The sequence below is a fragment of the Shewanella insulae genome (genome assembly GCF_009831655.1).
Lineage (GTDB): Bacteria > Pseudomonadota > Gammaproteobacteria > Enterobacterales > Shewanellaceae > Shewanella > Shewanella insulae.
In genome coordinates this window covers 106,610-118,834 of sequence record NZ_WRPA01000004.1, presented here as the reverse complement: position 1 = coordinate 118,834, position 12,225 = coordinate 106,610, and the positions used below count along the sequence as shown (strand labels likewise).

Here is a 12,225-nt window from a genome sequence, read left to right as displayed (position 1 = left end):
CCTTAAATCTTATTTGGCATGAGCCTTAAAGCTTGGCGACTCGTTCCTGCGCCGCACGCCGTGCCAGGCTGTCCAGCGCCAAAATATCTTCTATTGTGTCTAAGCTACGCTGCTCGACATGGCTCAGGCAATACTCGTTTACCCGGGCGATATCGGTGAAACGTATCTTACCTGCCAGGAAGGCCTCTACCGACACCTCGTTGGCCGCGTTCAATACCGTTGTGGCTTCCTGCCCCTGCTCGCAGGCATCTATGGCCAGCTTCAAACAGGGAAAGCGGTTAAAGTCGGGCTTAAGAAAGCTTAACTGTCCGACTTTGAAAAAATCTAAAGGTTCAACGCCCGCCGAAATTCTTTGCGGATAGGCCATGCAGTGAGCGATAGGGGTGCGCATGTCTGGGTTGCCCATCTGGGCCAGCACGCTGCCATCCTTATACTGGACCATAGAGTGAATCACGCTCTGGGGATGCACCACTACCTTGAGTTGGTCTTTGGTGGCGTTAAACAGCCAGCGGGCCTCGATATACTCGAGCCCCTTGTTCATCATACTGGCAGAGTCGACCGAGATCTTGCGGCCCATCGACCAGTTAGGATGTTTGCACGCCTGATCTGGTGTCATCTGACTCAGGCTGTCGAGATCCGAGCTGAGAAATGGTCCGCCGGAGCCTGTCAGCAGAATATGTGAGATACCCGCACCGGGCAGATCACAGGCGCCAATGGCCTGCTGAGCAGGCTCAGGCAGACACTGGAAGATGGCGTTATGCTCGCTGTCCACAGGTAACACCTTGGCGTTTGAGCCCTGCATCGCATCGATAAACAGGCGACCCGACATCACCAATGATTCTTTGTTGGCCAGCAGCACCCTTTTACCGGCCTTAACCGCCGCCAGTGTCGCCGGCAAGCCCGCCGCGCCGACGACGGCCGCCATGACGCAGTCGACCTCGGGGAGCGCGACGATGGCCGCCAGCTCATCTTCACCAGACGAGACGGCAATCGCCATATGCGGCGGCAAGCGACGCTGCAACTCGGCCGCCGCCTGTGGGTCGACCATGTGGGCGATCGATGGATTGTGCTTGATACACAAGTCCAGCATCTTATCGACGCTCTTATGGGCAACCAGGGCAAATGCCTTGTAGGCCTCAGGGTTTTGCTCGATAACACTTAGGGTACTGGCACCGATAGAACCCGTGGCGCCCAGAATCACCATTTTCTGCATGGTTACATCCAAAATGCGATATAAATTAGGGTAAAGATAGGCAGTGCCGCCGTCAGGCTGTCGATGCGATCCAGCACACCACCATGACCCGGCAATATGGTGCCCGAATCTTTAATCTCGGCCACCCGCTTAAACATACTTTCAGAGAGATCCCCAAGGGCAGAGACCAGGGCAACAAACAGGGTAACACAGATCACTAGCCCCAGCTCCTGCTCGGGCGAGACCATCATGACCCCGGCCACTACAACCATAGTGGTCACCAGGCCACCGAGAAGCCCCTCGACGGTTTTTGCCGGGCTGACGTTTGGCATCAACTTGTGTTTGCCCATGGCCTTGCCGGCGAAATAGGCGCCGGAATCGGTCGCCCATACGGTCAGCATCACCAGGAACACCAAAGAGCCGCCATAGTAAGGCATGCTCGCCGTGCTCAGGGCTTTTAGCGCGATCAACGCAGTGAAACAGGGAACTAAGGTCAGCTGGCCAAACATGGACTTGAGCATATGGCTCTTGGCCCACAACGCCGAACTTTTAGGGAAACTCAGCACCAAGAGGAGTGAGATGGTCCACCACATGGCGCCAATGAGGGTGATGGCCAGATAGACGGGGTGCATTTGCCCCTTAAACCATATCTCTTCGGTAGGCACCAAGAGGTTTAACGCTACCAACAAGATGCCTATGGTCAGGGTGAAACTCCACTGGGTCACATTACAGCGCTTGTCTATGATGCGTCCCCACTCCTTGGCGGCAATCAAAAATACCGCCACCAAGGCCCATGAAAAATACTCCACAGGGAAAAAGAAAATGGCTCCCATCACCAATGGGATCAACCATACTGCTGTTATTATTCTATGTTTTAGCAAAACTTTCCCTCTTATATTTATTACTCAGCCTGCAAAGTCTCAATTTGAGAACCCGTCAATCCAAAACGGCGCTGCCGGGTAGCAAATACGGCTACCGCATCTTTAAAGGCTTGTTCATCAAAATCTGGCCACAACACATCAGTAAACACTAACTCTGCATAGGCAGCTTGCCATAACACAAAGTTACTAATGCGAAAATCGCCACCGGTGCGAATCATTAAATCAACTTCCGGTTGATTTTGCATGCTTAAATGCTGACTTAGCGCCTCCTCGGTGAACTGACTGCTGGTCATTTCACCAGATTCCACCTTTTTGGCTAAGGTTTGCGCCGCCTGCACTATGTCCCAACGACCGCCGTAGTTGGCCGCCACATTGAGAATTAAACCATCGTTGTGAGCCGTCTTCTCCATCGCCGCGGCGATCTGCTTCTGCAGTCGGGCAGAGAAACGACTGGTGTCCCCTATAACGTTGAGCCTTACACCGTTTTTATCCAGTAGTTTTATTTCTCGTTGTAAAACGGTGAAAAACAGCTCCATCAATAGGCTGACTTCTTTCTCGGGTCTGCGCCAGTTCTCACTGGAAAACGCAAACAGGGTTAACGAACCTATCCCCATCTCTCGTGCCATACTCACGGCGCGACGAACAGTCTTCACACCGGCCTTATGGCCCACGACACGGGGCTTGCCCTGTGCCTGTGCCCAGCGCCCGTTGCCATCCATGATGATAGCCACGTGCTTAGGGATAGACTGTTTTACCAGCTCTGCGAGTGCTTCATTAGATAACTCAGAGCCAGATTGAGATTCGATTGACATCTATTACAACCCTTAAAAATAGCAAACGCCGTGTAGTATACCCCTACACGGCGTGCGAACTCTAGTAACGAAACAGGGAGATTAGACTTCCATCAACTCTGCTTCTTTTGCCGCCAAGATCTCATCGATCTGCTTGATGTGAGCATCTGTAAATTTCTGAATCTCATCTTCGGTGCGGCGTACATCGTCTTCGGTACACTCTTTCTCTTTCTCTAGCGCTTTCACGTCAGAGTTAGCGTCACGACGTACGTTACGTACGGCGATACGACCGTTTTCAGCCTCGGCGCGAACGACCTTGATCAAGTCTTTACGACGCTCTTCGGTCAGTGCAGGCAGTGGAATACGGATAGTCGTACCGGCAGACATTGGGTTTAGGCCCAGATCTGAACTCATGATCGCCTTCTCAACGGCTGCAATCATAGTGGTATCAAAGACTGTGATTGCCAGTGTACGAGAATCTTCGATCGATACGTTACCCACCTGCTTAAGCGGCGTTGGCGTACCATAATAAGGCACCTTGATTGAATCAAGCAGACTTGGGTGAGCACGACCAGTACGTACCTTAGCCATTTGATTCTTAGTCGCTTCAACACACTTCGCCATGCGGCTCTTTGCATCTTCTTTGATTTCGTTAATCACGTTAAATATCCTTAAATTCGTTCGTATCGGGTTATTTATTCGGCAGTCTTACGGCTACTTCTGATAAGCGTACCTTCATGGTCGCCCATGATAACACGTCGTAGCGCACCAGGCTTGTTCATATTAAACACTAAGATAGGCATATCGTGATCTCTTGCAAGGGTAAATGCCGCAAGATCCATCACTTTCAATTCTTTTTCCAGGACTTCGCCATAACCCATCTCGTCATACTTCACCGCTTCAGGGTTCTTGACCGGGTCATCTGAGTAAACACCATCTACCTTAGTCCCCTTGAGCACCACTTCGGCTTCGATTTCGATACCGCGTAAACAGGCGGCAGAATCTGTGGTACAGAAAGGATTACCCGTACCGGCAGCGAAGATCACTACTCGGCCAGATTTAAGCAGGCTAATCGCTTCGGCCCAGTTATAGTCGTCACAGACGCCTTTCAAAGGGATGGCCGACATCAGGCGGGCATTCACATAGGCTCTGTGCAGCGCATCGCGCATTGCCAGGCCATTCATTACGGTTGCCAACATGCCCATATGGTCACCCACCACACGGTTCATACCGGCTTGTGCCAGGCCTTCACCGCGGAAGAGGTTACCGCCACCAATCACAACACCTACCTGAATACCAAGCTCGACCAGCTCTTTAATCTCTTGTGCCATGCGATCTAGCACCTTGGGATCGATGCCAAAGCCCTCTTCGCCCATCAGGGCCTCGCCACTCAGTTTGAGAAGAATACGTCGAAAAGCAGGTTTTGGATTTGTGCTCATAGTTGTTTATCCTGATAAATGCCGATGGGTAACGTGCCAATTATATAGGAAAAAAAGCGCTCTGCAGCAATCTAATTGGCATAATAAAACCGCAGCGAATGCTGCGGTTTTTAGGGTATCTTACAACTGGCTATTAAGCCTTAGAAGCGGCGATTTGCGCTGCTACTTCAGCGGCAAAATCTTCTTCTTTCTTCTCGATACCTTCACCAACTTCTAGACGAATGAAGTTAGTTACTGTAGCGCCTTTCTCTTTTAGGATTTCGCCAACAGTCTTCTTAGGCTCCATGATGAAAGCTTGACCAGTCAGTGATACTTCACCGGTGAACTTCTTCATACGGCCAGAAACCATCTTCTCAGCGATCTCTGCAGGCTTACCTTCGTTCATCGCGATTTCGATCTGAACGGCTTTCTCTTTTTCTACCACTTCAGCAGGTACGTCTTCTGGATTTACGTACTCAGGCTTAGAAGCAGCAACGTGCATAGCAACGTGCTTCAGCGTCTCTTCGTCAGCTTCACCAGAAACTACAACACCGATACGGTCGCCGTGACGGTATGAAGCTTGGCTAGCACCATCGATGTACTCAACGCGACGAACGTTGATGTTTTCACCGATTTTTGCAACTAGGGCAACACGAGTTTCTTCGAACTGAGCTTGTAGATCGGCAACAGATACCTTGCCAGCTGCAGCAACGTCCAGAACTTCGTTAGCAAATGCCAGGAAGTTAGAGTCTTTTGCAACGAAGTCAGTTTGACAGTTAACTTCTAGAAGTACTGAGAAACCTTCGCCTTGCTTGATTAGAATAGTACCTTCAGCAGCGATGTTACCTGCTTTCTTAGCAGCCTTTGCAGCACCGCTCTTACGCATGTTTTCAATCGCTAGCTCAATGTCACCATTGGTTTCAGTTAGCGCTTTCTTACAATCCATCATGCCAGCGCCAGTACGCTCGCGTAGTTCTTTAACTTGGGCAGCAGTAATTGCCATTGTTAAATCCTCTATAGGTAACTCTACAAATCAAATGTGAAAAAACAGGGGCCTCAAGGCCCCTGTTCACCAATTATCTATCTTGGTTAATAAGGGCGATGAAATTCATCTCGCCTTTATTATTCAGCTTCTACGAAACCGTCTTGCTCAGCTTGTACAGCCAGGTCTTGACCACGACCAGCTTTAGCAGCCGCTGCAACTGACTCAGCATACAGACGGATAGCACGCATAGCGTCATCGTTACCAGGAACGATGTAGTTGATGCCGTCTGGAGAAGAGTTAGTATCAACAACAGCAACAACTGGGATACCTAGGTTGTTAGCTTCTTTAATAGCAATATGCTCATGGTCAGCACCGATAACGAAGATAACGTCAGGTAGGCCACCCATGTTCTTGATACCACCAAGAGACTTTTCTAGCTTCTCAAGCTCACGAGTACGCATTAGCGCTTCTTTCTTGGTTAGCTTGTCGAAAGTACCGTCTACAGACTGGCTCTCAAGATCTTTTAGACGCTTGATTGATTGACGAACTGTTTTCCAGTTAGTCAGCATGCCGCCCAACCAACGGTTGTCAACGTAGAATTGATCACAAGAAATAGCAGCTTCTTTGATCGCTTCGCTTGCAGCGCGCTTAGTACCAACGAAAAGTACTTTACCTTTCTTAGATGCTACGTTGCTGATGAACGCTAGTGCTTCATTGAACATAGGCACAGTGTGCTCTAGGTTAATGATGTGTACACCGTTACGAGCGCCGAAGATGAAAGGCTTCATCTTTGGGTTCCAGTAACGAGTTTGGTGACCGAAGTGAACACCGGCCTGAAGCATGTCGCGCATTGAAACTGTAGTCATTTTTTTACCTTAAAAAATTAGGGGTTAGACCTCCACGCATCCCATATCTCCGACCTAAATAGGCACCCCGAAGAACGTGTCGATACGTGTGTGATTTAGTATTTAGTCATAGCCATGTATAATGGCCGCCACATTCGCTCTGAGATGGGGTAACAATGCACCTCATCGACAAGAGTCAAACATAACGGCGCGCTTTATACCATAATATCGACGCCAACACAAATTTTTAGCGCCTTGAGGCGCCCCAAATTCGACTACCGACACAACAGAGAAAGCTTAATGAGTATAGTGATAAAAACCGCCGAAGAGATCGAAAAAATGCGCGCGGCAGGCAAGCTGGCCGCCGAGGTGTTAGAGATGATTGCCCCCCATGTGAAAGCCGGGGTGACCACAAACGAACTCAATGATATCTGTGCGAAATATACCGAAGAGCAAGGCGCGATTTCGGCCCCGCTGGATTACCATGGCTTTCCGAAATCTATCTGTACTTCCATCAACGAAGTGATCTGTCACGGCATCCCAAGCGATCGCGCCCTGAAAGATGGCGACATCATCAACATCGACATCACAGTGATCAAAGATGGCTACCACGGCGATACCTCTAAGATGTTCCTCATCGGCGATGTCAGTGCCAAAGACAAGCGTCTGTGTCGCGTGGCTCAGGAGAGCCTGTATGAGGCGATCAAGAAGGTACGTCCAGGCATGAAACTTGGCGAGATCGGCACCATCATCGAGAAATATATCAAGAGCAAGAAAACCGGCCTGGAAAAATACAGTATCGTGACCGACTACTGTGGCCACGGCATCGGCGCTGGCTTCCACGAGGAGCCACAGGTGATGCACTACAAAAACAATGACAAGACGGTTCTGCGTCCTGGCATGTGTTTCACCATAGAGCCGATGATCAACGCCGGTCGCCACACCAGCGTACTAGACAAGGACGACAACTGGACAGTGACTACCTCCGACGGTAAAAACTCGGCGCAGTGGGAACACACCCTGCTTATCACCCCCACGGGTGTTGAAATCCTTACCCTGCGCGAAGAGGAAAACTTCCCCCGCATCATTAACCACTAATCGCACACACAGCCAAATTGTGGTTTACTCCCATAGCAGGCCATCCGGCCTGCTATGCTCGCTCTGAGGTTAAGGACTGCAATGAAGACTGCGCTAACAGCTAAGAACGCCCTAAAACAACAAAACCAAGAACTCCTAGAACGTTTCAGCGCCGGCGAATCTGTGACCGCCCTGGTCAGCCAACGCTGCCGTTTCGTCGATGAACTCCTCATTGCCCAATGGCAAGCCCATCAACTCGATGACACACCGGTTGCGCTGATCGCCGTCGGCGGCTATGGCCGGGGGGAACTGCATCCCCAGTCGGATGTGGATCTGCTGTTTCTTATCCAAGGCGCGCTCGACCCAAATGACGAAGCCAGGCTCAGTCAGTTTATCGCTTTCCTCTGGGACGCGGGTCTCGAGGTGGGACACAGTGTAAGGACCCTAGATGAGACTATCAATCAGGGCAAGGCCGATATCACCATCGCCACTAACCTACTGGAAGCCAGATTACTCTGCGGCCCACAGGCGATGTTTAACACCCTGTATGACAAGGTGCGCGAAGGCGATTTTTGGCCTGCCAGCGATTTTTTTGTCGCCAAGCGGGATGAACAGGTGGCGCGCCATGCCAAGGCCAGCGCCTTCGACCTCGAGCCGAATCTTAAGTCCTGCCCCGGTGGACTGAGAGACATTCAGACCATCACCTGGGTGGCGATGCGCTACTTCGACGCCAGCTGCGCCGAGGAGCTGGTCGCCCATGGCTTTCTGGAGCAAGATGAACTCGAGGAGCTGCTTGAGTGTCAGGGCTACCTGTGGCAGCTGCGCTTCGCCCTGCATTTGATCTCGGGGCGCGACGAAAACCGATTGCTGTTCGACCTACAGCGTCAGGTGGCAGAAGTGCTCGGCTACAAGGATGAGACCCAACTTGCCGTCGAACAGATGATGAAGCGCTACTACCGCACTGTGCGCCGGGTGATGGAGCTCAATCAGATGTTGCTGCAACTCTTTAAGCGCGCCACCCTGGGCCACACCAAGGAGCTGGAGATCCAGCCCATCGACGAGTATTACCAGCGTAGAGGCAGTTTCATCGAGTCCCTACAGGCGGATCTGTTTGATGACTCGGTAGAGCTGATGCGGGTATTTCTACACGCGGCACGCAACTCAAACATCAAGGGGATCTACGCCCCCACCCTGCGTAGCCTAAGACGCGCCCGCCGCGCCCTGCAGACGCCACTGATGGATAATGAAGATTGCCGCAAGGTGTTTCTGGAGATACTGCGTCATCCACGGGGCATCGCATCACTCTCCTTGATGCACCGCCACGGCATACTATCGGCCTATCTGCCCGCCTGGCGCAACATCGAAGGACAGATGCAGTTCGATCTGTTCCACGCCTACACTGTGGATGAGCATACCCACAGGCTGCTGCTCAACATCGACAGATTCTCACAGACGGAGCAGAAGGATGAATTCCCCTTAGGCTCCATACTGATCAACCAGCTGCCGAAGAAGGGGCTGCTGGTACTCGCGGCCATCTTCCACGACATCGGCAAGGGACGAGGCGGCGATCACAGTAAACTCGGCGCCGTCGACGCCCAGGACTTTTGCGAGCTACACGGCCTCAACAAACATGATGGTCGCCTGGTGAGCTGGTTGGTAGAAAACCATCTAGTGATGTCGGTGACCGCCCAGCGTCGGGATATTTCCGATCCCGATGTGGTGGCCGAGTTTGCTGACAGGGTGCGCGACGCGGTGCACCTGAGTTATCTCTACTGCCTCACGGTCGCCGATATCTGCGCCACTAACGAGAAGACCTGGAACAACTGGAAGGGCTCGCTGCTGCGGGATCTCTATTTTTCGACTCAGAGAGTACTTGCCCGAGGCAAGGAGAAGCCGGTGGACATTCGCGCTCGCGTGCGCGAGCATCAGGCCAAGGCGAAAAAGGAGCTGTTACGCCGCGGGATAAAGGAGAAGAACCTAGATACCCTTTGGCAGCGTTTCAAGGCAGATTACTTCCTGCGCCATCAGCCCAATCAGGTGGCCTGGCATGCCGAGGCCATACTCAAACATAAGCATGACGAACCCTTGGTGCTGATCTCCAAACACACCACCCGGGGCGGCACAGAGCTGTTTGTCTACAGCCAGGATAAGCCCAAACTGTTTGCCACCGTGATGGCCGTACTGGATAACAAGAATATCAATGTCCACGACGCTAGCATCATGACCTCAAAAGATGGCTACGCACTGGATTCTTTCGTCATTTTAGAGCAAGATGGCAGCCCGGTGTCGCAGATCTCCCGTATCCATGGGATAAAGAAGGCATTGGTGAAAGCCTTAAGCAGTGACACGGCAAAACTGCCAAAATTTAAGAAGCTACCGCGTAAGATGAAACCCTTTAGGGTACCGACGCAGGTGAGCTTCCTGCCAGCGCGCAAACAGGGCACCAGCATGATGGAACTGATCGCACTGGATAGCCCAGGACTACTGGCCAAGGTGGGGGATATCTTCTATCGCTGCGAAATCACCCTATTGTCAGCGAAGATCACCACCATAGGCGAGCGCGCCGAAGACTTCTTTATGTTGCAGACACGAGATGGACAGCAACTGGACGAGACACAACAAGAGGCGCTCAGTGAAACACTGGTCAAGGCGCTCAATACGCAAAACCAAGTTTAATCAACAGACTATTTTATGATAATTGGGAGACGTTAATGGAGGCTTTACGCCAACGTATAGAAGCGGCTTTTGAAGCTCGCGCAGATATCACCCCTACCACTGTCGAGCCGAGCGTTCGTGCCGACGTAGAGAAAGCTATCGCCATGCTAGATACTGGTGAGGCGCGCGTCGCCGAGAAGATCGATGGCCAGTGGCATGTGCACCAGTGGCTAAAGAAAGCCGTATTGCTCTCTTTCCGCATCTTCGACAACCAGGTGATCGATGGCGCAGAAACCAAATTCTTCGACAAGGTGCCGATGAAGTTTGCCGACTACAACGAGGCTCGCTTCAAGGAAGAGGCTATTCGTGTGGTACCACCAGCGGCGGTGCGCAAAGGTTCTTTCATCGGTAAAAATACCGTGCTTATGCCTTCCTACGTTAACCTCGGCGCCTATGTCGACGAAGGCACCATGGTAGACACCTGGGCAACCGTAGGCTCTTGCGCCCAGATTGGTAAAAACGTTCACCTGTCAGGCGGTGTCGGTATCGGCGGTGTATTGGAGCCACTGCAGGCCGGTCCAACCATCATCGAAGACAACTGCTTCATCGGTGCGCGCTCAGAGATCGTCGAAGGCGTAGTGGTCGAAGAAGGCAGTGTTATCTCTATGGGGGTATACATAGGCCAGAGCACCCGCATCTATGACCGTGAGACCGGCGAGATCCACTATGGCCGCGTGCCAGCGGGCTCGGTCGTGGTTTCTGGCACCCTGCCATCTCAATGTGGCAAATACAATTTATATGCCGCCATCATAGTGAAGAAGGTCGACGCCAAGACCCGCGGTAAAGTGGGTATCAACGAGCTACTGCGCATCGTCGATTAATCACTTTCGCGACCCAATTTAGAAAAGCCAGGTGATCACCTGGCTTTTTTTATTCCTTTAGGGATAAACAGACACATTCTGTTACTCCCAGACACAGTCAGATCCACTCCTCATATACCGATACATTTCGCGACAAATCGCTAACAGCTTTTCACTACATAAAGGGCTTTACTCATAATCGATCCCAACGGAAATATGCTAGGAGCACAAAATGAAAAAGTTACTAACGATTGCCGCCATCGCATTAGCCCCACTGGCTTTTTCTTCTCAAGCCGCCATGTCGCCTCAGATGGAAAAAACCTTAGTTGCCGTATGCAAGGCCGGTGCAAGCAACAGTGTCATTACCTTTAATGGCACAATGAAAGAGTATCGCATCAATAAGCAGCGCGTCTTCCCACGCTTGGTATGTAATGATCAGAGCTTCCATCAGTTTGCCCTGAGCAAAGGCGCCGATCGCACCGCCGCCAAGATTGAACCTTATTCCTTAGGTTCTGTAACCATCAAAGATATCACCATGAACTATCATGAGGATGATATTTTCGTCGTTAACTTCTAAACCAATAGCTAACGAGTCTAAGATAAAAGCTAAGCTAGATTGCCGATAAAAAAAGAGCCTAAAGGCTCTTTTTTATTGGGGGTCGCAGATAAATAAGCTCGCTAAAACACAACCGTCTTATTGCCGTAGACAATCACCTCTTCTTGCAACACCAGTTGCAATGCCTTACTGAGGACGCTCTTCTCGACATCCCGGCCACATCTGGCCAGCTCCTCGGCGCTGTAACTATGATCCACTGGGATAACGTCCTGCTTGATAATCGGCCCTTCATCCAGACAGTTATTGACGAAATGGGCCGTGGCACCGATGATCTTCACCCCTCGCTCCCACGCCTGGCGATAGGGAGAGGCGCCAATAAAGGCCGGCAAGAAAGAGTGATGAATATTGATGATACGATTGGGGTATTGCTCAACAAATTCAGGGGTCAAAACCCGCATAAATTTCGCTAACACCAGGTAGTCTGGGTCATATTGCGCTATGACTGCTAGCATCTCCTGCTCATGTTCATGGCGGGTCTTGCCCTCGTGAGAGACACAGTAGAAAGGCACATCAAACTTGTCGGCCAGCGGCTTGAGCGTATCGTAGTTGCCAACGATAGCGGCTATCTCCACATCCAGACCACCATAGTAGGCCTTCATCAGGATATCCCCGAGACAGTGGGCCTCTTTGGTTACCATTACTACCACACGCTTCCTGCCCTTTGCCACCAGCTTTCGATGGCGCTGCTCAGGGAGTACCTCGTCGATATCGGCCAAGAACTTCGTCTCATCGAACACACCTTCCAACTCGGTGCGCATGAAGAAACGCCCCTGAGCATTATCAACAAATTCACTGTTCTTAACGATGTTGAGCCCATGGGTATAACAAACGCCAGTGATCTTAGTGATCAGTCCTGGCGAATCGGCACAATCTGTGATTAATACTCTCTGCTGCATCTTCTCTAC

General features: G+C 51.3%; 12 protein-coding genes. 4 read left to right on the top strand and 8 right to left on the bottom strand.

The features are described from left to right. Window positions 1-25 precede the first annotated feature (25 nt). From ispC to rpsB, 7 genes are all read right to left on the bottom strand, one after another. A complete protein-coding gene (gene ispC, locus GNT65_RS06240) occupies window positions 26-1,213 on the bottom strand; it encodes a 1-deoxy-D-xylulose-5-phosphate reductoisomerase (RefSeq protein ID WP_160794432.1) in 1,188 nt (395 codons plus the stop codon). 2 nt (window positions 1,214-1,215) lie between these two features. Beyond that, window positions 1,216-2,073: a phosphatidate cytidylyltransferase gene (locus GNT65_RS06235; RefSeq protein ID WP_160794430.1), complete on the bottom strand. Its 858-nt coding sequence runs from the start codon at window positions 2,071-2,073 to the stop codon at window positions 1,216-1,218. Window positions 2,074-2,093: 20 nt separating this feature from the next. Next, window positions 2,094-2,885, bottom strand: a complete 792-nt coding sequence (locus tag GNT65_RS06230) for an isoprenyl transferase (RefSeq protein ID WP_041509279.1) — start codon at window positions 2,883-2,885, stop codon at window positions 2,094-2,096. An 81-nt stretch (window positions 2,886-2,966) separates the two neighbouring features. After that, a complete protein-coding gene (gene frr / locus GNT65_RS06225; RefSeq protein ID WP_041509278.1) occupies window positions 2,967-3,524 on the bottom strand; it encodes a ribosome recycling factor in 558 nt (185 codons plus the stop codon). Between the two features lie 35 nt (window positions 3,525-3,559). Then, window positions 3,560-4,303: a UMP kinase gene (gene pyrH / locus GNT65_RS06220; protein ID WP_011866430.1), complete on the bottom strand. Its 744-nt coding sequence runs from the start codon at window positions 4,301-4,303 to the stop codon at window positions 3,560-3,562. A 133-nt stretch (window positions 4,304-4,436) separates the two neighbouring features. After that, the gene (gene tsf, locus GNT65_RS06215; protein WP_160794428.1) at window positions 4,437-5,285 is read right to left on the bottom strand and encodes a translation elongation factor Ts; all 849 of its coding nucleotides are present in this window, start codon (window positions 5,283-5,285) and stop codon (window positions 4,437-4,439) included. 119 nt (window positions 5,286-5,404) lie between these two features. Further along, window positions 5,405-6,133, bottom strand: coding sequence for a 30S ribosomal protein S2 (rpsB, locus tag GNT65_RS06210; RefSeq protein WP_160794426.1), 729 nt, complete (start codon window positions 6,131-6,133; stop codon window positions 5,405-5,407). 234 nt (window positions 6,134-6,367) lie between these two features. Between rpsB and map the strand changes: the two genes are divergently transcribed. From map to GNT65_RS06190, 4 genes are all read left to right on the top strand, one after another. Then, a complete protein-coding gene (gene map / locus GNT65_RS06205) occupies window positions 6,368-7,210 on the top strand; it encodes a type I methionyl aminopeptidase (RefSeq protein WP_275659397.1) in 843 nt (280 codons plus the stop codon). 81 nt (window positions 7,211-7,291) lie between these two features. Continuing rightward, window positions 7,292-9,865, top strand: coding sequence for a bifunctional uridylyltransferase/uridylyl-removing protein GlnD (glnD, locus tag GNT65_RS06200; RefSeq protein WP_160794422.1), 2,574 nt, complete (start codon window positions 7,292-7,294; stop codon window positions 9,863-9,865). 35 nt (window positions 9,866-9,900) lie between these two features. Further along, window positions 9,901-10,725, top strand: a complete 825-nt coding sequence (gene dapD, locus GNT65_RS06195) for a 2,3,4,5-tetrahydropyridine-2,6-dicarboxylate N-succinyltransferase (RefSeq protein WP_160794420.1) — start codon at window positions 9,901-9,903, stop codon at window positions 10,723-10,725. Window positions 10,726-10,936: 211 nt separating this feature from the next. Beyond that, window positions 10,937-11,281 carry a DUF3718 domain-containing protein gene (locus GNT65_RS06190; protein WP_160794419.1) on the top strand — a complete coding sequence of 115 codons (345 nt, stop codon included), beginning with the start codon at window positions 10,937-10,939 and terminating at the stop codon, window positions 11,279-11,281. 101 nt (window positions 11,282-11,382) lie between these two features. On the opposite strand, the gene purU is transcribed toward GNT65_RS06190, so the two are convergent. Then, entirely contained in the window at window positions 11,383-12,216 is an 834-nt protein-coding gene (gene purU, locus GNT65_RS06185; RefSeq protein WP_160794417.1) for a formyltetrahydrofolate deformylase, read from the bottom strand. Window positions 12,217-12,225 lie beyond the last annotated feature (9 nt).